Source organism: Paractinoplanes deccanensis (assembly GCF_016862115.1).
Lineage (GTDB): Bacteria > Actinomycetota > Actinomycetes > Mycobacteriales > Micromonosporaceae > Actinoplanes > Actinoplanes deccanensis.
The window spans coordinates 29,362-49,639 of record NZ_BOMI01000148.1 but is presented as its reverse complement, the minus strand read 5'-3'; the positions used below and the strand labels follow the sequence as shown (position 1 = coordinate 49,639).

The 20,278-nt window shown below is 71.6% G+C and carries 17 protein-coding genes and 2 pseudogenes; 4 read left to right on the top strand and 15 right to left on the bottom strand.

Annotated elements, in window-relative coordinates; translation table 11 throughout:
* Positions 1 to 430: 430 nt before the first annotated feature.
* Entirely contained in the window at positions 431 to 1,012 is a 582-nt protein-coding gene (locus Ade02nite_RS36620; RefSeq protein WP_203773819.1) for a rhodanese-like domain-containing protein, read from the bottom strand.
* Positions 1,013 to 1,104: 92 nt separating this feature from the next.
* Here Ade02nite_RS36620 and Ade02nite_RS36615 point away from each other — a divergent pair, with 92 nt between their 5' ends.
* The 3 genes from Ade02nite_RS36615 to Ade02nite_RS50835 all read left to right on the top strand — a co-directional run bounded on the left by Ade02nite_RS36615 (position 1,105) and on the right by Ade02nite_RS50835 (position 3,106).
* On the top strand, positions 1,105 to 1,572 hold the full coding sequence (locus tag Ade02nite_RS36615; protein ID WP_203773817.1) for an Lrp/AsnC family transcriptional regulator: 468 nt from the start codon (positions 1,105 to 1,107) through the stop codon (positions 1,570 to 1,572).
* A 25-nt stretch (positions 1,573 to 1,597) separates the two neighbouring features.
* Positions 1,598 to 1,825: a helix-turn-helix transcriptional regulator gene (locus Ade02nite_RS36610; RefSeq protein ID WP_203773815.1), complete on the top strand. Its 228-nt coding sequence runs from the start codon at positions 1,598 to 1,600 to the stop codon at positions 1,823 to 1,825.
* 882 nt (positions 1,826 to 2,707) lie between these two features.
* Positions 2,708 to 3,106: an Rv3235 family protein gene (locus tag Ade02nite_RS50835; protein WP_203773813.1), complete on the top strand. Its 399-nt coding sequence runs from the start codon at positions 2,708 to 2,710 to the stop codon at positions 3,104 to 3,106.
* Positions 3,107 to 3,360: 254 nt separating this feature from the next.
* Here the strand turns inward: Ade02nite_RS50835 and Ade02nite_RS50995 are convergent.
* Positions 3,361 to 3,669 (bottom strand): annotated as a pseudogene (locus Ade02nite_RS50995) (SEC-C metal-binding domain-containing protein); the annotation flags it as partial.
* 89 nt (positions 3,670 to 3,758) lie between these two features.
* A pseudogene (secA, locus tag Ade02nite_RS36600) lies at positions 3,759 to 6,279 on the bottom strand (preprotein translocase subunit SecA); the annotation flags it as partial.
* A 149-nt stretch (positions 6,280 to 6,428) separates the two neighbouring features.
* Between secA and Ade02nite_RS36595 the strand changes: the two are divergent.
* Positions 6,429 to 7,562 (top strand): GNAT family N-acetyltransferase, encoded by a 1,134-nt coding sequence (locus tag Ade02nite_RS36595; RefSeq protein ID WP_344300899.1) that lies wholly within the window; start codon positions 6,429 to 6,431, stop codon positions 7,560 to 7,562.
* A gap of 15 nt (positions 7,563 to 7,577) precedes the next feature.
* Here Ade02nite_RS36595 and hpf read toward each other — a convergent pair whose 3' ends face one another.
* From hpf to Ade02nite_RS36535, 12 genes are all read right to left on the bottom strand, one after another.
* Positions 7,578 to 8,198 (bottom strand): ribosome hibernation-promoting factor, HPF/YfiA family, encoded by a 621-nt coding sequence (gene hpf / locus Ade02nite_RS36590; protein WP_203773806.1) that lies wholly within the window; start codon positions 8,196 to 8,198, stop codon positions 7,578 to 7,580.
* Positions 8,199 to 8,486: 288 nt separating this feature from the next.
* Positions 8,487 to 9,230, bottom strand: coding sequence for a ComF family protein (locus Ade02nite_RS36585; protein WP_203773804.1), 744 nt, complete (start codon positions 9,228 to 9,230; stop codon positions 8,487 to 8,489).
* A 16-nt stretch (positions 9,231 to 9,246) separates the two neighbouring features.
* Positions 9,247 to 11,064, bottom strand: coding sequence for an LpqB family beta-propeller domain-containing protein (locus tag Ade02nite_RS36580; protein WP_203773802.1), 1,818 nt, complete (start codon positions 11,062 to 11,064; stop codon positions 9,247 to 9,249).
* Entirely contained in the window at positions 11,064 to 12,701 is a 1,638-nt protein-coding gene (gene mtrB, locus Ade02nite_RS36575) for an MtrAB system histidine kinase MtrB (protein WP_203773800.1), read from the bottom strand. Before mtrB ends, Ade02nite_RS36580 begins: the two co-directional genes overlap by 1 nt.
* A gap of 45 nt (positions 12,702 to 12,746) precedes the next feature.
* Positions 12,747 to 13,436: an MtrAB system response regulator MtrA gene (gene mtrA, locus Ade02nite_RS36570; protein ID WP_196414924.1), complete on the bottom strand. Its 690-nt coding sequence runs from the start codon at positions 13,434 to 13,436 to the stop codon at positions 12,747 to 12,749.
* A gap of 129 nt (positions 13,437 to 13,565) precedes the next feature.
* Positions 13,566 to 13,805, bottom strand: a complete 240-nt coding sequence (locus tag Ade02nite_RS36565; protein WP_379037195.1) for a DUF397 domain-containing protein — start codon at positions 13,803 to 13,805, stop codon at positions 13,566 to 13,568.
* Between the two features lie 6 nt (positions 13,806 to 13,811).
* Positions 13,812 to 14,672, bottom strand: coding sequence for a helix-turn-helix domain-containing protein (locus tag Ade02nite_RS36560; RefSeq protein ID WP_203773798.1), 861 nt, complete (start codon positions 14,670 to 14,672; stop codon positions 13,812 to 13,814).
* Positions 14,673 to 15,143: 471 nt separating this feature from the next.
* Entirely contained in the window at positions 15,144 to 16,331 is a 1,188-nt protein-coding gene (manA, locus tag Ade02nite_RS36555; protein ID WP_203773796.1) for a mannose-6-phosphate isomerase, class I, read from the bottom strand.
* A 102-nt stretch (positions 16,332 to 16,433) separates the two neighbouring features.
* Entirely contained in the window at positions 16,434 to 17,375 is a 942-nt protein-coding gene (locus Ade02nite_RS36550) for a cation diffusion facilitator family transporter (protein ID WP_203773794.1), read from the bottom strand.
* A complete protein-coding gene (locus Ade02nite_RS36545; RefSeq protein WP_379037197.1) occupies positions 17,372 to 18,604 on the bottom strand; it encodes an SIS domain-containing protein in 1,233 nt (410 codons plus the stop codon). Before Ade02nite_RS36545 ends, Ade02nite_RS36550 begins: the two co-directional genes overlap by 4 nt.
* A complete protein-coding gene (locus tag Ade02nite_RS36540) occupies positions 18,604 to 18,789 on the bottom strand; it encodes a Trm112 family protein (protein ID WP_203773792.1) in 186 nt (61 codons plus the stop codon). The genes Ade02nite_RS36545 and Ade02nite_RS36540 overlap by 1 nt, the downstream gene beginning before the upstream one ends.
* Before the next feature lie 40 nt (positions 18,790 to 18,829).
* The gene (locus tag Ade02nite_RS36535; RefSeq protein WP_203773790.1) at positions 18,830 to 20,209 is read right to left on the bottom strand and encodes a phosphomannomutase/phosphoglucomutase; all 1,380 of its coding nucleotides are present in this window, start codon (positions 20,207 to 20,209) and stop codon (positions 18,830 to 18,832) included.
* Between the last annotated feature and the right edge of the window lie 69 nt (positions 20,210 to 20,278).

Here is a 20,278-nt window from a genome sequence, read left to right as displayed (position 1 = left end):
CTCCTGCGTTCGAACCGTCCCCGTAGTACACCGCCGCAGCGGGTACGGGAAGGCCCATTCCACCAGTCGTGTCCGGATCGTGGCGTGCCGGGTCACCGCCTCCGTCCCGCAGCCGCCTTCGCCGCACCGCCCTCCCGCGACCGGCTCGACCGCCGCCTCCCCGCGGCCTTCCACCCGCAGCGCTTTCCCAACGGTCGCCGCCACCACCGCCTTATCGCGACGGCCTCCGCCACAGGCTTCTCGAGTCGGTCAGCACACCACCTTCCCGAGACGGCCTCCACCACCTTCCCGTCACGGCCCGCACCACAACCGTCCAGCGACGGCCCCCACCACCTTCCCGTCACGGCCCGCACCACAACCGTCCAGCGACGGCCCCCACCACCGCCCCTGCGACGGCCTCCGCCGCACCGCGTCGACCGTGCGCGCCGTCTCAGCAGCCGCAGGAGGGACCCTCCCCCACCTTGACCAGACCCGCCGCGGTGACGGGGGCGGCGAGCGGTTGCGCGGTGGCCGGGGCGACGGGCGGGGTGGCCCGGGTGACGGGCACGGTGGCCGAGGTGACGGGCGCGGTGAGCGGATCCGCGGCGGCCGTGACGTCGCCGGTCAGCGTGCGCAGGGGGAAGCCCTCGCGGATCCAGTACTCGATCCCGCCGATCATCTCCTTCACGGAGTAGCCGGCCAGCGCCAGCGCCAACGCCGCGCGGGTGGCGCCGTTGCAGCCGGGGCCCCAGCAGTAGGTGACCACCGGCACCGACGGGTCGAGCAGCTCACCGGCCCGGTCGGCGATCTCCGCCGTGGGCAGGTGAAGGGCGCCGGGGATGTGGCCCTGGTCCCAGGCGGCCCGCGAGCGCGAGTCGATCAGCACGAAACCGGGCTTCTCGGCGAGGAGGCCGGCGCGCACGTCGGACACGTCGGTCTGGAAACCGAGCCGTGCCGCGAAGAAGGCTGCCGCCTGCCGCGGGTCGTACCGGTCGGTCGCGTACAGGCTCTCGATCTGAGGTGTCGTCGTCATGCCACCAAGCTAGGGCGGCCGACGATCTTGCTCCATGCCGGTTCGACGGCGCGATTGGCGTCGGGCCGGGGATACGCGCTTAGATGAGCGCCATGGCCACGGAAATCGCGCTCGACCGCACCGACTGGCGCCTGCTGGCCGAGTTGCAGCGGGACGGCCGTTCGTCGTACGCCGATCTGGCCCGTGCCGTGGCCATGTCCGCCAGCGCCGTGGCCGAGCGTGTGCGCCGGCTCGAAGAGGCCGGGGTGATCGCCGGCTACCGCGCGGAGGTCGACCCGGAGCGCGTCGGGCTGCACGTGATGGCCTTCGTGCGCCTGCGCTACCCCACCGGCAACTACCGGCCCTTCCACGCCCTGCTCGAGTCGACGCCCGAGATCATCGAGGCGCACCACGTGACCGGCGAGGACTGCTTCTTCCTCAAGGTGCTCACCCGCTCGATGCGTCACCTGGAAGAGGTGACCGGCCGCATCTCCGGCCTCGGCGCCGTCACCACCAGCGTGGTCTATTCGAGCCCGCTGCCCAGCCGCTCGGTCGCCGCCCCGCAGGACAAGCAGTCGTAGGCAATCAGTGGCAAACTGACGCAGCATGGAGCCCCGATTCCTGCTGCTGGCAGACGTTGCCGCCGAGCTGAACGTCTCGGACTCGCAGGTCTACCACATGGTCCGCAGCGGCGAGCTCCCCGCCATCAAGATCGGCGGCCGCGGCCAGTGGCGCGTCGAGCGCGCCAAGCTCGAGGCCTACATCGAGCAGAAGTACGCCGAGACGGCCGCGTGGGTGGCCGAGAACCCGCTGGTCAACCCCGAGGCCGACTGACCCGTTTTGCCCCTCTTCCCGCATCGAACCAGGCCTTCCGTTTGCCGTTGACCCTCCCTCGCACGCTCCGGGAGAATCGTCATCGAAGGCAAACGAAGCCAAACGAAAGCGTTAGAGGGATGGAGGGCAAGGATGGAGTGCCCGATGCGACAGCCGATCGACCTTCGCCCGGCCCCACCTTGCGAGCCACCCTTCGACGACGAGCTCGGCCCCGCCATCTGGCACACCACCCACCGCTACCAGTTGGCCCTCGACCTGCCGCGGCCCGCTCCGGCGCGCCCGGCTCGCGGCAGACCGCCGGAGCGGCGCCACCCCGAGCCCTCGGCGGGCCCTTCAGCGACCGCCGGCCGGGAAACGGCGGCGAGTCATCCGCCAGGTGGCAATCCCCCGGCAACGGCGGCCTACCAGTCCGGTGGGGTGGAGGGAGAAGGCCGGACGGGCGAGGCCGGTTTGGTGCGCGCGGCCGGCGGAGCCGAGGGAGCAGGGGGCCAACCCGCAGGCGCGGTCAGGGCGGGCGCAGCAGGAGCGGCGGAAGCGGCACACACAGCGGGCACGGCACACACAACGGGCGCGAGGCAGGCAACGGGCACGGCGCACACAACAGGCGCGAGGCAGGCAACGGGCACGGCACACACAACGAGCGCGGGGCACGCAGCTGGCACGGCACACACAACGGACGCGAGGCAGGCAACGGGCGCCGGCCAGGCAGCGGGCGCGGGGCACGCAGCAGGTGTGGGTCGTCCCGCGCGGGGCGGCCGATCGGCGCCGGTGGGTGAGCGGGCCTGGGACGTTGATTCGCCGCCGGTGGGATATCCGTTCTGGGCGGCTCATCTTGCCGCTTCGGGGCGGGCGCCGCTGTCCGGGGTGTCTCGGGACGCCACGTTGGCCGTCAAGCGGTTCCTGTATGCCTGTGTCGAGGTTTTGAACGGCTATCGGCCCTCGGCACACCTTCGGCGCCTCTCGCGGCCGTTCGAGGCCGCTGAGGTGGTGTCGGAGGGGTTGCTGGGGGCCCAGCGGCTCAACGCGGTGCGCAAGGCGGCGCTGCGGGCGGGGCGGCATCCGTCGCGCAAGCCGGTGCCTGTGGCGATTTTGAGCCTGCATCTGTGCGAGCCGCGGTCCGGTGTCGTGGAGGCGGCCGCTCCGCTGCTGATCGGCGAGCACACGTGGGCGATGGCGTTGCGCATGGAGTTCTACCAGCAGGCGTGGGTCGCCACCGCGTTGCGGCTCATCCAGCACGCCTATCACCCGCCACGGTTCCCCGAGGCGCTCGCCGACCACTGAGGCAGCGAGCGTCCCGGGCCGGCCAGAGCGACGGCCCGCCGGCGAGGAGTGCCGGCGGGCCGTCGTTCGAGCGGCGGTGACTGGTCCCGCGATGGTGACCGGTCGAGCGGCGGTGACCGGTCCCGCGATGGTGACCGGTCGAGCGGCGGTGACCGGTCGCGCAATGGTGACCGGTCGAGCAGCGGTCACCGGTCGCGCGGTGGGTCCGTCGACCCACCCGTCGACGGGTGGGTCGATCGAGCGGGCGGGGTGGGTCAGGCTGCTCCGGGGGCTCCGTGGCAGCGCTTGTACTTCTTGCCTGAGCCGCAGTAGCACGGGGCGTTGCGGGACGGGCCGTTGGACTCCGACTGGGCGTGGGCTCCGCCGCGGCGCTGGGGCGTGTGGGCCGGGGACGCGGGGACCGGGGAGCCGCCGGGGCCGATGCCGAGGGCGGGAGCCTGCTGCTGTTGCTGCGGCTGGATGACCGGGGAGCCCTCGCCCGCCTCGCCGTCGATGGCGGGGGCGGTGTACTGGAGGTTCTGCGGCCTGCGGGCGCCGCCCAGGCCCTTGGCGCGGACCTCGACGCGGTCGGACTCGGTCTCGTTGTCGCTCTGGTCGGCCATGACGCCGCCGGCCGGGAGGGGCACCGCCTTGCTCGGGTCGACCGTGACCGTCGGCTGCTCCTCGACCTGGACCTCCAGGTTGAACAGGTAGCCGACCGCCTCCTCCTTGATGCCCTCCATCATGGCGTTGAACATGTCGAAGCCCTCGCGCTGGTACTCCACCACCGGGTCGCGCTGGGCGTACGCGCGCAGGCTGATGCCCTCCTGGAGGTAGTCCATCTCGTAGAGGTGCTCGCGCCACTTGCGGTCGATCACGTTGAGCAGCACCTGGCGCTCGAGCTCGCGCAGCGCCTCGGCGCCGAGCTCCTCCTCGCGGGCCACGTAGGCGGCCTGGGCGTCCTGCTTGAGCTGCTCGGCCAGGAACTCCTGGTCGATCGCCTGCCGCTCGCCGCCGGACTCCTCGACGATGTCCTCGATCGTGAGGGTCAGCGGGTAGAGGCGCTTGAGGTTGGTCCAGAGCTGGTCGAGGTCCCAGTCCTCCGCGTAGCCCTCGGAGGTGGCGGCCATGACGAAGTCGGTGACCACGTCGTCGATCATGTGCTGGACCTGCTCGTGCATGTCCTCGCCGTCGAGGACCCGGCGGCGCTCGGCGTAGATCACCTGGCGCTGCTTGTTGAGGACCTCGTCGTACTTGAGGACGTTCTTGCGGATCTCGGCGTTCTGGCCCTCGATCTGCGTCTGGGCGCTGCGGATCTGGCGCGTCACCATCTTGGACTCGATCGGCACGTCCTCGGGGATGTTGAAGCGCTCCATGACCGCCTCGACCGCACCCGCCCGGAACCGCTTCATCAGGTCGTCCTGCAGCGACAGGTAGAACCGGGACTCGCCCGGGTCGCCCTGCCGGCCGGAGCGGCCGCGCAGCTGGTTGTCGATGCGGCGGGAGTCGTGGCGCTCGGTGCCGAGCACGTAGAGACCGCCCGCGGCCTGCACCTCGGCGGCCTCCGCCTCGCAGGCCTCCTTCCACGTCGGCAGGACCTCTTCGAGGGCCTTCGCGTACTCGTCCGGATTTTCCACCGGGTCGAGGCCGCGCTGGGCCAGCTCGGTCGCGGCGAGGAACTCCGGGTTGCCGCCGAGCAGGATGTCGGTGCCACGGCCGGCCATGTTCGTCGCGACCGTGACGCCGCCCTTGCGGCCCGCCTGCGCGATGATCGTGGCTTCCTGGGCGTGGAACTTCGCGTTCAGCACGCTGTGCGGGATGCCGCGGCGGCGCAGCAGCTGGGAGAGGATCTCGGAGTTCTCGACCGAGACCGTGCCGACCAGCACCGGCTGGCCGGTGGCGTGCCGCTCGGCGATGTCCTCGATGACCGCGTTGAACTTGGCCTTCTCGGTCTTGTAGATGACGTCCGGGTGGTCGATGCGGATCATCGGCCGGTGGGTCGGGATGGACACGACGCCGACCTTGTAGACCTTGTTGAACTCGCCGGCCTCGGTCTGCGCCGTACCGGTCATGCCGCCGAGCTTGTCGTACAGGCGGAAGTAGTTCTGCAGCGTGATGGTCGCGAGGGTCTGGTTCTCCTGCTTGACCTCGACGCCCTCCTTGGCCTCGATGGCCTGGTGCATGCCCTCGTTGTAGCGGCGGCCGTGCAGGATGCGCCCGGTGAACTCGTCGACGATCAGGACCTCGCCACCCTCGTTGACGATGTAGTCCTTGTCGCGCTTGTAGAGCTCCTTGGCCTTGATGGCGTTGTTGAGGTAGCCGACCAGCGGGGTGTTCACCGACTCGTAGAGGTTGTCGATGCCGAGGCGGTCCTCGACCTTGGCGACGCCGCGCTCGGTGATGGCGACCGTGCGCTTGGCCTCGTCGACCTCGTAGTCGCCCTCGCCGTCCTTGCCGCGCTGGAGGCGGTTGACCAGGGCCGCGAACTCGCCGTACCACCGGGCGGAGTGCTCGGCGGGACCCGAGATGATCAGCGGGGTGCGGGCCTCGTCGATGAGGATCGAGTCGACCTCGTCGACGATCGCGAAGTTGTGGCCGCGCTGCACCAGCTCGTCCTTCGACCACGCCATGTTGTCGCGCAGGTAGTCGAATCCGAACTCGTTGTTGGTGCCGTAGGTGATGTCGCACAGGTAGGCCGCGCGGTGCTCCGCGGCGGGCCGGTTGGGCAGGATCACGCCCACGGTGAGGCCGAGGAAGACGTGCACCCGGCCGACCCACTCGGCGTCGCGCTGGGCGAGGTAGTCGTTCACCGTGATGATGTGCACGCCCTTGCCGCTCAACGCGTTGAGGTAGGCGGGGAACACACCGGTCAGGGTCTTGCCCTCACCGGTCTTCATCTCCGGGATGTTGCCGAAGTGCAGCGCGGCGCCACCCATGAGCTGGACGTCGTACGCGCGCTGGCCGAGCACCCGCTTGGCGCCCTCGCGGGCCACCGCGAACGCCTCGGGAAGCAGCGAGTCGAGCGACTCCCCGTCCGCGTATCGCTCCTTGAACTGCTGGGTGCACTCGCGCAACTCGTCATCGGTGAGGTCGACGTAGTCTTCCTCGATCGAATTGACCGCTTCCGCGATCGCCTTGAGCCGGCGCACCATGCGGCCTTCGCCGGCGCGTAGGACCTTTTCCAATATCGACACGGGTCAGCGCTCCCCTAGACAGTCTGCGGAACCATGGTAGGCACCCTTCCGCCGAAGCTGTGACCCGAGCCTCCGGTTAACCGCACAAAAAGGGCGAAACGGTGCATCAAGTTCGCTGACAGCGCAGTTCTTCGGGCAGGATGGGCCGCGTGCGAACCGCGGAGATCAACGGTGAAGGGGTGCGTCTGCGAGCTTTCCGGCCGGAGGACGCCGAAGCGCTCGCCGAGGGCTACAACGATCCGGTGTCCCAGCGGTTCCTCACGGTGCTCCCCTCGCCCTTCACGGTGGCGCACGCCGAGACCTTCATCGCCGAGCGGATCGACGCCCTGTTCGCCGAGGGTGGCGCCTTCTACGCGGTCGCCGATCCCGAGACCGACGAGCTGCTCGGCGGGGTCGGCTTCGACAAGTCGGTGCCCAGCCGCGGCCAGGCCGAGATCGGCTACTGGGTGGGCCCGTGGGCGCGCCGCCGGGGTGTGGCCACCGCGGCCGTACGGGCGATGAGCGCGCACGCCCTCAAGCATGGTCTCCAGCGCCTGGAACTTCTGACACATTGGGACAACCCGGTCAGCCAGCGTGTCGCCCTGGCTTCGGGCTTCCGGCGAGAGGGCGTACGCCGTGGCGCGCAGCCGCGGCGCGACGGCGGCCGCGACGACATGCTCGCCTTCGCGCGGCTCGCCGAGGACGACGGCGAGCCGATCGCCCGGCTGCTGCCCGACCTGCCGGGCGGCGAGCTCACCGACGGCGTCGTCCGGCTGCGCCCGCTGGGCCCGGGCGACCTCGGCTTCCTCACCGAGCTGATCACCCTGCCCGACGTGGTGGCGACGAGCGTCCCGCCGGAGCCACCGAGCCCCGGCAAGATCCGTCAGCGGTGCTTCTGGGCCGAGGCGCACTGGCTCGCCGGCAACCGCGCCGACCTGGTCATCGAGGACGCGGCCACGGGTGAGCCGGCCGGCGACATCGGCCTGTTCAACGACGAGCCGGCCACGGCCCAGGCGATGATCGGCTACAGCATGCTCCCGGCGTTCCGCGGGCGCGGTTTCGCGACCCGGGCCGCCCAGCTGCTGTCGCTCTGGGTCTTTGCCGAGACCGGTGTGGCCCGCCTCATCGCGGGCGCGGTGCCGGCGAACCTGGCCTCGCAGCGGGTGCTCGAGAAGGCCGGGTTCAAGCGGGAGGCGTACCTGCGCTCGCGCCTGCCCGGCCCGGACGGTGGCCGGGTCGACGACGTGCAGTACGTCCTCCTCGCCGAGGACCTCCTGGCCGAAGGCCCTCGGCTTGACGGGTAACCGGCGAGGGCTCGGCTACCCCGTGGTCTCCAACGACAGGATGCCGTAGTCGTAGCCGCGCCGGCGGTAGACGACGCTGGGGCGGCCGCTGTCCTTGTCGAGGAAGAGATAGAAGTCGTGGCCGACGAGCTCCATCTGGAAGAGGGCGTCGTCGACGGTCATCGGGTCGGCGGGGTGCTCCTTCTCCCGCACGATGCGCCAGGGCTGGTCTTCGTCGTGCTCGGCCAGCGCGGTGGCGACGGACGAGGACGCCTCTGCCGTTTGGGCGAGGCTGAGGTCGGTGGGCAGGCTCGCGGTGGCGGCCGCTACCGAGACGGGCGCGCGGCGCCCGCGGTGGACGCGACGGCGGTCGGCCGAGCGGCGCAACCTGCCGTCGAGCTTGTTGATGGCGCAGTCCAGGGCTGCGTAGAAGTCCTTGGCGGAGGCTTCGGCTCGGACGACCGGGCCTCTCGTCATGACGGTGATCTCGACTCGCTGGCAATTGTCCGACTGGCGCGGGTTGCGCTCGTGGAACAACTCGACGTCCGCCCTCATCAGCTTCTGGTCGTAACGCTCGACTTTGCTCAGCTTGTCGGCGACGTGCTCCCGATAGTGATCGGGAACCTCTACGTTGCGGCCCTTGACGACAATGTCCACTCGTGACCTCCCCCAACGTTCTGTGTAACGGGCGCCCTGCGACGGGGTGCCGGGGGCGCCGAACTGCGACGCGGTGGTGCTTGGCTCTGGCTACGCCGGGACTTGGACACCGGGCGTAACCGATCGTGAGTGAGACGACTCCTTTCCGGTGCGGCGGTTCGCGGAACGCTGCGCCTTGCCGGCGGTGTGGGTAGGCGGAAGCTCATACCCTCGTCACCAAGACGCTAACGTGCCGATGCTCTCGCGTCACCCCTCGTTCGGGATACCAGATGCCGGACGTTCCACCTTTCAGGAACTCGGGCCCACAATCCCGTCGATAACGCCGCGCGGCGATCGCCGCAATTGGGTCGCGGCCAGGACGGCAGCACCTGTGACCTGCATCTCCGCCTCCTCGAGGCGACTCGTCACGGCGGCCAGCGTGGCCCCGGTGGTGACGATGTCGTCCACTACGACCAGCGTGCCTTTTCGCGGCCTCCGGCGCCCGGAAAACCCGATCAGGACACGGCGGATTCGCAGCGAACTCTCAGCCGCGGCGCGGCGTTCGGCCACGCTCAGTGACGTTGAGTCAGGACGGGGTAACGCTTCGAGAGGGTGTTGGACGACAGCGTCCCAGCCGCCGGAGCGCAGCCGCCGCACCGCTTGTGCGGCGAGCCGCGTCATGTGATCGCCGTGCCGTTCCCGGGCCGCGGCCGCCGTCGACGGCACCGGGATCAGCGTCAGCGGCCCACCGCGCGGCGCGAGGCCCGCCACGGCGGTCGCCAGCAGCGCCCCCAGCGGCCGCGCCAGCCGGTGCCGGCCCCTTTCCTTGTACGCGAGCAGGGCACCGCGCAGCGGCCCCGCATAGGGCCCCACGGCGACGCACGGCGGCAGGCCGGGCGGAGAGGGCACCGGCGCGGCACGAAACGGCCGCAGCGCCTCCAGGCGGGCGGCGCACTCCGCGCAGGCGCCGTACCGCAGGGCCACCCGCTCGGCGGCACAGCCGGCGCAGGCGCTCGGCAGCACCAGGTCGGCGAGGTCCGCCAGCAGGCTCAACGCGGGGCCGGCGAGCTCAGTTGAGGAACAGCGGCGTGGTCGGCTTGACCGTGGCCGGCGCGCCGGCCGGGGCGCCCGCGAGGTTCGCCCGGGTGATCGGGTTGGGCTCGCTGAACACGTCCCAGGCCTCGCCGCCCGCCACGTACGCCTCCGAGTCGGACGTCTCGGTGCCGGAGATCGGATTTTCCGGGTACGCCGCCAGGTAGGTCACCGGCTCCGCGCCGATGTCGCCGAGCCGCGAGGTGGACAGCGCCCCGTCGACCGTCACATCGATCACCGAGACGCGGTTGTTGTCCGCGCGCACCCCGGCCACCGCCAGGTAGGTCTGGCTGCTCCAGGCCACCGCCGTGACCGACTTCAGGTTGGGCGGCAGCACCTGCTCCGGCCCGCTCAGCACGACGCCGTCGACGCTGCTGCTCAGCACCGTGCGATACAGCTTGCCGCCGCTGACCAGGGCGACCCGGCGACCGTCGGGCGCCACCGAGATCGCGGTGATCGAGCCCGGGTCGCCCTGCCACTCGACCCGCTGCGCCGGCCTGCCGTCGGCGGTGAAGCTGTAGAGCCGGCCGCCCATGGTGATCAGGCCGACCGCACCGGCGGCGTCCTTGGCGCCGGTCAGCGCCCAGACCGGCTGCCCGAGAGCGCCCTTGAGCCCGCCGACCTCCCGGAGATCGGCCTGCGCTCCGGTGGTCGCCGACCCGGCCCGCAACCGTGCGCCGGCGCCCGAGCCGGTGACCACCGCCGCGAACGCGTGGGTGGGCGAGGCACTGAAGGCCGCGGTGGCGATGCCCCGGTTGGCCGCGTCCTTGAGGACGGGCACCGGGTCGTCCTCGTGCGGCGTGTCCTTGAGCCGGCGCACGACCCCGCCGAAGAGGACGAAGCGCTCGGGCACGTCGGCCAGCCAGAAGGCCAGGTTGCTGTCGCGGTAGTCGGCGTCCTTGAAGACCACCGGGTCCTGCCGGCCGATCTTGATCTCGAGGGTACGGGGCTCCAGCGGGTAGATCGACCACTGGAGCTGCCGCCGGAGCCGGTCCAGGGCCGCCGCGTCGCCGCCCGCCGGCAGCGCCTGCGCGGTCAGGTTGATCTGGAGGGTCTCGTTGTTGATCGCCGGGATGTTGTCGGCCACCGCGGTGCCCTGCGGCAGCGCCTGCACGGCGTCGCGCAACCAGTCGGCCGGCCCCGCGGCCAGCCACTGGAGGATCGTCGTCGGCTGCTGGACGGCCGGCAGGCTCTTGGGCATGTAGCGCAGGTCGGGCACCAGGCTGGTGTTGTCCTTGTTCCAGAAATAGATCGCGCGGCGCTGGTAGAACGCGCTCAGGGCGTCGACGCTGAGCAGCATCACCTGGGGCGCGTCGAGGATCCAGAGGCCGCTCTGCCCCTCCACCGAGCCGACCCGGATCTTGTATTCGGTCGAGGACGGGGACGGGTCGGCCGGCTCCAGCTCACCGTTCGCGGTCAGCGTGCCGACCTGCTGCTCGGTGATGGTCACCACCGGGTCGGTGGGCGAGTAGAGGATCGACTCGGCTTCCCGTACCACCTTGACGTCGGTGTTGGCCGGGAAGTGGGCGGCCTCCTCGGGCGCGAGGAACGCCTTGACCCGGGCGACAGCGGTCTCCGGGTCGCCGGCCGCGGCCTGGAGGTAGTACTGCACCAGCTCCCGGGGGTTGGCGGCCTCGGCACGCGTGTACTGCGTCGGGGGCGTGCCCTCGTCGATGGCCGAGACCCCGGCGGCCCGGCCGTCGCCGATCACGGTCACCTCGCTGCGGTCGGGGATGCCGCACCCACCGGGCACGAGCACGGCGAGCGCGACGGCGCCCAGCAGCCAGCGACGCATCAGGACACCTCCGGGGCCTCGAGGACCGCGCGGTCGCGCGGGATCAACGGCAGCGGCGCGGCCAGCAGCCGGTCACCCGAGCGCACCGGCAGGGTCAGGCGGAACTGGGCGCCCTCGCCCGGGGCGCCCCACGCCTCGAGCCAGCCGCCGTGCAGCCGCGCGTCCTCCGCGCTGATCGACAGGCCGAGCCCGGTGCCGCCGGTCTGCCGTGCCCGGGACGGGTCGGCACGCCAGAACCGGTTGAAGACCAGCCGCTCCTCGCCCGGTTTGAGGCCGATGCCGTGGTCGCGCACGGTGATCGCCACGGCCGCGTCGTCGGAGGCGAGGGTGACCACCACCGGCCGCGCCTCGCCGTGCTCGACCGCGTTGCCGACCAGGTTGCGCAGCACCCGCTCGACCCGGCGCGGATCCACCTCGGCGATCACCGGCGTCTCCGGCAGGCGCAGCTCGATGGTGACGCCGACCCGCTCGGCCAGGCCGGTGAGCCGCTCGGCGACCCGCTCGACGATCGGCACCAGGTCGGTGTGCTCCGCGTCGAGGGCGGCGAAGCCCGCGTCGAACCGGCTGATCTCGAGCAGGTCGGTGAGCAGGCTCTCGAAGCGGTCGAGCTCGGCCTGGAGCAGCTCGGCGCTGCGCGCCACGGCCGGGTCGAACTCGTCGCGCTCGGCGAAGATCAGGTCGGCTGCCATCCGTACCGTGGTCAGCGGGGTCCGCAGCTCGTGGGACACGTCGGAGGTGAACCGGCGCTGGAGGCGGGACAGCTCCTCGAGCCGGACGATCTGCCGCTGGAGGTTGGCGGCCATCTGGTTGAACGAGGCGGCGAGCAGGGCCAGGTCGTCCTCGCCGTCGACCTTCATGCGCTGGTCGAGCAGGCCCGCCGACAGGCGCTGGGCGGTACGGGCCGCGATGCGCACCGGGGTGACGACCAGGCGGGTCACCAGCCCGGCCACCACGCCGAGCAGGATCACCAGCGCGACGCCGGTGAGCAGCACCGTGGTACGGATCTGGTTGGCGGCGCTGTCCTCGGTGGTCAGCGGCATCATGTAGTAGAGCTCGACGTGGCCGAAGTTGGTCGGGACCGGAGCCCCGTACACCAGGTATTTGGTGGTCTGGCCGTTGATCGTGGCCGTGACGACCTGGCTGGCCTCCTTCTCGTCGTCGGAGACGGTCCTCGCCAGGTCGCGGGTGATCAGCTCGCCGGTGTCCACGTTCGTCGGCAGGGTCGCCGCGCGCAGCTCGGGATATTGCCCGGCGCGCATCGACACCACGGAACCGCCGGACTCGGCCGGATCACCGTCGGCGAGCTGGCCGACGATCAGGTCGAACGTGCTGGGCAGCTTGGGATCGCGCCACTGCGGATAGACGGTGAGCTGCTGCTCCGCATAGTCGATCTTGTTGCGCATGGAGACCTTGGCCTCCTCCTGCGCCCGCGTGAGCAGGATCGTGGCACTGCGCGCGGCGATGAACCAGCCGAACACCCCGACCAGCACGCTCGACGCGATCAGGGTGAGCGTGACGACGCGCAGCTGGAGCGACCGCCGCCACGCCCGCCGCGCCGGCGCCGAGTGCACCTCGAGCCGCCGCGCGGCCACACGCCAATACCGCCGCACCACGCGAAGGGTGCGGCGGATCGGCATCGGAAGCCATGAGGGTGCGCGCATTACGCGGGCAAGAGTAGCCCCTTAGCCCGTGCCCGCCTTGTAGCCGACCCCGCGGACGGTCAGGATGATCTCCGGGCGCTCCGGATCCGGCTCGATCTTGGCGCGGAGGCGCTGGACGTGGACGTTGACCAGGCGGGTGTCGGCCGCGTGCCGGTAGCCCCACACCTGCTCGAGCAGCACCTCGCGGGTGAACACCTGGCGCGGCTTGCGGGCCAGGGCGACCAGCAGGTCGAACTCGAGCGGAGTCAGCTTGACCTCGTCGCCGTCGCGGGACACCGTGTGGGCCGGGACGTCGATGGTGATCTGGTTGCCGGGCGGCCCGATGGTGAGCATCTCCGGCGCGGCGTCCTCGCCCCGGCGCAGCCGCGCGCGCATGCGGGCGACCAGCTCCTTGGGCTTGAACGGCTTGACCACGTAGTCGTCGGCGCCGGACTCGAGGCCCAGCACGACGTCGACCGTGTCGCTCTTGGCCGTGAGCATGACGATCGGGATGCCCGACTCGGCGCGGATGGCGCGCGCCACGTCGATGCCGCTCATGCCGGGGAGCATCAGGTCGAGCAGGACGATGTCGGGACGATTCTCCCGGAAGGCGGCCAGGGCGCGTTCACCGTCGGCGACGAACGAGGGCAGGAAACCCTCGCTGCGCAGAACGATGCCGAGCATCTCGGCCAACGCTGGGTCGTCATCGACGACGAGTACCCGGGCTCTCATGCGGTCCAATATTGCACTGTCCTCCCGAACCCCACGTACCCCGGGGGCGATCTTGCCGGAATGCACAGGTCAGCTTAGGCGAACCGGCAAGATGGGGCGACCCCCGCGGGGGCCGCCCCGGACCTGAGGTCAGGCGGCGGGCCTGTCGAACTCCCCGGCCCGGACGCCGGCGATGAAACCGGCCCAATCCGGGTCGCTGAAGGCGAGAACCGGGCCCGTGGCGTCCTTCGAGTCGCGGACGAGCACGGCCGACGGAACGTTGGCGACCTCGACGCAGTGCCCGGCGGCCCCGCTTCGAGTGCTCTTGCGCCAGGTGAGAGTGGCGTCCTGCATCGTGGTGTCCCCTTCCAGGATGGAATGCAGCTCCATTTCAGCTCAGGAAGTGGCGACCTGGCGCAGCGCTTCCTCCCTCTCAGCGATGGCCGTTCGGCTCATCTCCTCGGACAGGGCGCGTTCTCGCAGGTCAGACAGGGCGTCGCGGTAGACGTCGACGTCGGTCGGTTTCACCCGGAAGAGACCACCGGTCAGTCCCTCGATGTGCACCACGGGAGCGCGGGTGCCGGGCTCGAACTCCAGCACCATGAAGGACTCGGTCATGCCGGCGTGCGCCCCGGCGGAGAACGGCAGCACGAGCAGCTCGACGCCCGGCCGTCCGGCGGCCTCGAGAAGCCGGGCCAGCTGGCGGCGCAGCACCTCGGGGCCGCCGACCTCGCGGTGCAGCACCGCCTCGTCGATCACGACGCGCAGCTGGGGCGGTGGCTCCCGGGTGAGAACGGCCTGCCGGGCCATCCGCAGCGCGAGGCGGCGCTGGATCGTCTCGGCTTCGCCGACATCGGCGCCGACCTCGATCACGGCCCGTGCGTACTCGTCCGTCTGGAGCAAGCCGGGCACGATCTGCGACTCCCACTCGCTGATCAGGACGGCCTCGGCCTCGAGGGCGACATATTCGTCGTACGGGTCGGGCACGGAGGACCGGTAAGGCGTCCACCAGGCGCGGGCGCGGCCACGGCGGGCCAGGTCGCGCAGCCGGGTGCGGTCCTCCACCCGTACGCCGTAGATGGTCAGCAGCCGGTCGAGGTCGGCCTCGCTGATGCCCGTGTGCGCGGTCTCGATGCGGGAGAGCTTGGACTCGGACCAGCCGAGCGCCATCGCCACATCGGCAGCCCGCCGCTCGCCCCGCAGGCGGCGCAGCTCGTTGCCCAGCTCATGCCGCGCCGTCGATGTCGCCCTCGCCACGCGAACACCATAACGGCATATCGGTCGCTGTCTGCAACTTGCATCGCACGCTATGCACTTGCACGCAGGTCAGAGGCCATGAAGTAATAAGGGGGCGAACGACGGGACCGGCGGTGGCGGCAAACGCGGCCGGGCCCGAAGGGATCGGGCTCCCGTCCGGCGGGCGGACGGGAGCCCGACTCTTGGCGCGTGATCAGCGTCGGCGCGCGGGTGCCCGGAGCGCGCATAGCGAACGGGACGGCGGGCCTAGACCCACCGCCCCGTTCATCCCCCCGGTTTGGTACCGCGCGCGTCCGTGGGACCCCCCGATCACCAATGACGCTGCGTGTTTATAGATTCACACTCCGCACATGCCCGTGTCAAGCAAATCCGGAAATTTCCTATTTTGGATGACGCTCAGGGTGACGAAGGGATCACTTTGGGTGCGCCATGGGGGCGCCGAGCGGCACCACGCCGACGGCCGGAGGAGCGTCAGGCCGGTACGGCCGCCACGAAGACCTGCCCGGTGCCCGCGACCTTGATGGCGCCCGCGTCCGCCGGCGCGAAGGCCGCCGTGCCCGGGGTCAGCTCGACCGGGGTGCCGTCGACGCTCTCGCCCACGAAGGTGTCGCCGGCGGTGGCGACGATGATGCGCGGGCCGCCGACCGGCACCTCGATCGGCGGGCGGGTGCCGTCGAGCGTGATGCGGTAGAGGACGAAGTCGCCGACCGGGACCTGCCACGTGTCGACGCCCGGCGCCACCGTCGTGGAGTGCAGGATCGGGTCGTCGAGCACCTCGAAGCGGAGCACGTTCAGCAGCTCGGCCACGTCGACCCGCTTGGGCGTCAGGCCGCCGCGGAGCACGTTGTCGCTGGCGGCCATCAGTTCGACGCCGGCGCCGCGCAGATAGGCGTGCAGGTTGCCGGCCGGCATCCAGATCGCCTCGCCGGGCGCGAGGCGCACGTGGTTGAGCAGCAGCGCGACCAGGACGCCCGGGTCGCCCGGGTAGTGGCCGGCGAGCGACTCGGCGAGCGCGAACGACGCCGCCTGCGGCTGGGCCGGGCCGGCGGCGCGGGCCGCGGCCGTCACCGCGTCGATCAGGGCCGGGCGGTCGGCGGCGGGCCACGTCAGCAGGGTCTCGACGGCCGTGCGCAGGTCTCCCCCGCGCAGCGCGGACACCACGGGCGCGAGCGACGGCAGCTGGAACGCCTCGATCGCGTCCGCGGCGGCCGACGGGGCCCGGAAGCCGCACAGCGCCTCGAACGGCGTGACGGCGACCAGCATCTCCGGCTTGTGGTAGGCGTCGGTGTAGTTCTTCGGCAGGTTCGGGTCGGCCTCCTGCCTCGCGTACGCCTGTTTCGCGTACGCCGAGTCGGGGTGTGCCTGGAGCGAGAGCGGGCTCTCCGCGGCCAGGATCTTGAGCAGGTACGGCAGGCGCGGGCCGAACGCCGCCTCCACCTGCTCGCCGAGCTGGGCCTTCGGGTCGGCGGCGATGAGGGCGTCCAGCTTCGCGGGGCCGTCGCTCGCGGTGACGGTCGACGGGTCGCCCGGGTGCGCGCCGAGCCACAACTCGGCCTCGGGCTCGCCGGTCGGCGCGGGCCGGCCCTGGAGCTCGGCGATGACGGTGCGGGAACCCCAGGCGTACGGCCGGACGACCCCGGTCAGCGGGAAGACGCTCATAGCGGACAAGTCTCTCGGTCGATTGTGGCGCCGGAGCGGGCGGCTGAAGCCCGCCCCGGCCGGCGGAGGCCGGGGCAGACGACGCCGCCCACCCCGGCCGGGTCAGGCCGGAGCGGGCGACGAAGCCTGCGCGGGCCGGTAGATGTCGGGCTCGATGTAGATGACCCGGGCGATCGGCACCGCCGCGCGGATGCGCGCCTCGGTCTCGTCGATGTGGCGGGCCACCTCGTCGGCGCGCTCGGAGCTCGGCACCGCGATCTTCACGGCGACGAGCAGCTCGTCGGGGCCGAGGTGCAGCGTCTTCATGTGGATGATCCGCTCCACGCCCTCGCCGGCGAGCACCGCCTGCTCGATCTTGCGGGTCGCCTCGGGGTTCGCCGCCTCGCCGAGCAGCAGGCTCTTCGTCTCGATCGCCAGGACGACCGCGATGCAGACCAGCAGCGCGCCGATCAGCAGCGTGCCGATGCCGTCCCAGACACCGTCACCGGTGATCAGGGTGAGCACCACGCCGAAGAAGGCGAAGATCAGGCCGAGCAGCGCGCCCGAGTCCTCGAGCAGCACCACGGGCAGCTCGGGGGCCTTGGCGCGGCGGACGAACTCGACCCAGGAGGTCTTGCCCCGGGTGTGGTTCGACTCCTTGATCGCCGTGCGGAACGAGTAGGACTCCAGGCCGATCGCGACGATCAGCACGGCCACCGGCACCCACTGCCAGGATTCGATCGGCTCCGGGTGGGAGACCTTGTGGTAGCCCTCGTAGAGCGCGAACAGGCCGCCGAGGCTGAAGAGCACGATCGACACGATGAACGCGTAGATGTAGCGCTCGCGGCCGAAGCCGAACGGGTGCTCGGGGGTCGCCTGGCGCCGGGAGCGCTTGCCGCCGAGCAGCAGCAACAGCTGGTTGCCCGAGTCGGCGACCGAGTGGATCGACTCGGCGAGCATCGACGAGGAGCTGGTGAGCAGCCAGGCGATGAACTTCGTGACCGCGATCCCGAGGTTGGCGGCGAGCGCCGCCAGAATTGCCTTGGTGCCGCCCTCAGCGCTCACTGAATAGCCTCGGGCATCGGGTTCGACAGCTCCTTCATCTCGCTGATCGCGGGCACGGCCATCGGGTCGAGGCCGTGCGCCAGCGCCAGGTAGAGCGAGGCGAAGTCGGGCACCGCGGTGAGCGACGCCAGCCGCTCCAGCGTCGAGCCGCCCTCGGCGGTCAGCACGTCGCAGCGCACGCCCCGGCGCTCCGCCAGCGTCTGCACGGCGTCGGCGCGGCGCTCCTCGACGGCGACCGGCTCGTCCGCGTCGTCCTCGGGGTTGAGGCCGCCGTCGCGGAAGACCACGAGCCGCAGCCGGGTGGCGGCCGACTCGTCGGTGTCGTCGTCGGGGTCGGCGAAGATGTCGCGGGACGACTCGGCCAGGCCGCCGAAGACGCCGTCGAGCAGGCCCACCCGGCCGCGGCCGGCCTCGCCGAGCGCGCCGGCCATCACCGGGTAGCGGGCGTTGGCGGCCAGGGTGTCGGCGAACCGGCGGGCCGCCACGGTGGCCAGCGGCGACGAGCCCCAGACGATCGGGATCGAGCCGGCCAGGCCGAGCGCGAGCGCCTTGGCGGGGTTGACGAACGAGTCGGCGGCCGGGCGGCAGCGCTCGGCGTCGGCGTCGAGCCGCAGCGCCGTCTCGGCCAGGTCGGCCTCGGCGACCTTGACCAGGCCGATCGCGCGAGCCGCGAGCAGCACCGGCACGGTCAGGCCCCAGAGGCTGGCGCGGGCCGGCGCGCGGCGCGGCACCGGGATGAACGGCGCGCGGGCGCGGGCGGCCACCGCCTGGAGCTCGGAGTCGGGGTTGCCGATGGCGACCAGGCGGGCGCCCCGGCGGGCGGCCGCGTCGGCCGCGGCCAGCGCCTCGGGGCTGCGGCCCGAGGCGGAGACGGCGATGACCACGTCGGCGGCGCCGACCCAGCCGGGCACGCCCGCGCTGCGGTGCCCGATGATCGGCACCGGGCAGCGCGGCCCGGCCACCGTGGCCAGGATGTTGCCGGTGAGCCCGGCCGTGCCGATGCCGGCGACGACGACCGCGCGGGGGCGGCCCTCGTCGGCCAGCATCGTCAGGTCGGTCTCGGCGGCCAGCGCCGCCGACTCGCGCACCTGCGCGCCGGCCGACGCGGTGGCGCGCAGCATGCCGCCCGGGTCGTTGGCGAGCATCGCCTTTTCGTCGTCGAGCAGGCTCTCGTCGGCGTGCCGGTGGCCGTGGACCCCGGCCGCGCCGCCCTCCAGCGGGCCCGCCATCAGGCCGCACCTCCCTGCGGCTGCCGGGCCTCGTCCAGCAGCAGCACCGGGATGTCGTCGCGGACCTCGAAGATCCGCCCGCACTCGGTGCAGGTGAGGGTCTGCGCGGCCGCGTCGTACGTCAACGGGGCGTGATGCGTGTCCGGGCAGGCCAGGATGTCCAGCAACTGCGGATCGAGGGCCACCGAACGGCTCCTTCTGTCGCGATGTTCAGTGAGGCCGATCCTAACCGCGGACGATGGCGAGCACTTCGTCGCGCAGCGACACCATGCGGTCCGGCTTCGCCGCCTCGACGTTCAGGCGCAGCAGCGGCTCCGTGTTGGACGCACGCAGGTTGAACCAGGCCCCGTCCGGCAGCGCGACGGTGAGGCCGTCCAGCTCGTCGAACTCGGCGCCGACGAAGGCGGCCCGGACCTCGGCGATCTTGGCGGAGGCGTCCGCCACGGTGGAGTTGATCTCGCCGGAGGCGGTGTAGCGCTCGAACTCGGCGGCGAGCTCGGAGAGCGGGCGGTCCTGGCCGCCGAGCGCGGCGAGGACGTGCATGGCGGCCAGCATGCCGGTGTCGGCGAACCAGAAGTCGCGGAAGTAGTAGTGCGCGGAGTGCTCGCCGCCGAAGACCGCGTTGGTGCGGGCCATCTCGGCCTTGATGAACGAGTGGCCGACCCGGCTGCGCACCGGCTTGCCGCCGTTCTCCGAGATGATCTCGGGCACCGCGGCCGACGTGATCAGGTTGTAGATGATCGTGCTGCCGGGGAACTTGGCCAGCTCGCGCTTGGCGACCAGCGCGGTGATCGCCGACGGCGAGACCGGGTCGCCGTTCTCGTCGATGATGAAGCACCGGTCGGCGTCGCCGTCGAACGCGATGCCGATGTCGGCGCCCTGCTCGCGGATCGCCCGCTGGAGGTCGACCAGGTTGGCCGGGTCGAGCGGGTTGGCCTCGTGGTTGGGGAACGAGCCGTCGAGTTCGAAGTAGAGCGGGACGATCTCGAGCGGCAGCGCGGGCAGCACCTGGTCGCCGAGGACGGCCGGGACGGTGTGGCCGCCCATGCCGTTGCCGGCGTCCACGATCGCCTTGAGCGGCCGGATGCCGGAGAGGTCGACCAGCGAGCGCAGGTGGGCCGCGTAGTCGGCGAGCAGGTCGCGGGCCTCCACCTGGGACGGACCGTCCGCCTCGGCGTTCAGGTCGTCGAGGAGCTGCTCGGCGCGGCGGCGCACGACGGCCAGGCCGCTGTCCTGGCCGACCGGCTTGGCGCCGGCGCGGCACATCTTGATGCCGTTGTACTGCGCCGGGTTGTGGCTGGCGGTGAACATCGCGCCGGGCAGGCCGAGCGAGCCGGAGGCGTAGTAGAGCTCGTCGGTCGAGGCGAGTCCGATGGTGACGACCGCCGCGCCGCTCGCGTTGGCGCCGCGGGCGAACGCGGCGACCAGGCCCGGTCCGGACTCACGCATGTCGTGGGCGACGACGATCCGGTCGGCGTTGTCGCCGGACTCGCGCAACATCTCGACGAAGGCGGTGCCGATGGCTCGGGCGATCCGCTCGTCGAACTGGTCGGGGACCGTGCCGCGGACGTCGTACGCCTTGATGATGGTGGACAGATCGGACACAGCTCCCCCTGCTCCTCATGATGACCCGCCGAGAGTAGCGGAGCCGGAAGAACGAAAAGGCGGAACGCC

Excerpts from the sequence above, each read along its gene's own strand:
- Ade02nite_RS36615 (WP_203773817.1), top strand. The coding sequence starts at position 1,105 with ATGGCCACGGAAATCGCGCTCGACCGCACCGACTGGCGCCTGCTGGCC.
- mtrB (WP_203773800.1), bottom strand. The coding sequence starts at position 12,701 with ATGCCGATCCGCCGCACCCTTCGCGTGGTGCGGCGGTATTGGCGTGTG.
- Ade02nite_RS36620 (WP_203773819.1), bottom strand. The coding sequence starts at position 1,012 with ATGACGACGACACCTCAGATCGAGAGCCTGTACGCGACCGACCGGTAC.
- mtrA (WP_196414924.1), bottom strand. The coding sequence starts at position 13,436 with ATGAGAGCCCGGGTACTCGTCGTCGATGACGACCCAGCGTTGGCCGAG.
- Ade02nite_RS36565 (WP_379037195.1), bottom strand. The coding sequence starts at position 13,805 with ATGGAGCTGCATTCCATCCTGGAAGGGGACACCACGATGCAGGACGCC.
- manA (WP_203773796.1), bottom strand. The coding sequence starts at position 16,331 with ATGAGCGTCTTCCCGCTGACCGGGGTCGTCCGGCCGTACGCCTGGGGT.
- Ade02nite_RS36580 (WP_203773802.1), bottom strand. The coding sequence starts at position 11,064 with ATGCGTCGCTGGCTGCTGGGCGCCGTCGCGCTCGCCGTGCTCGTGCCC.
- Ade02nite_RS36545 (WP_379037197.1), bottom strand. The coding sequence starts at position 18,604 with ATGGCGGGCCCGCTGGAGGGCGGCGCGGCCGGGGTCCACGGCCACCGG.
- Ade02nite_RS36610 (WP_203773815.1), top strand. The coding sequence starts at position 1,598 with ATGGAGCCCCGATTCCTGCTGCTGGCAGACGTTGCCGCCGAGCTGAAC.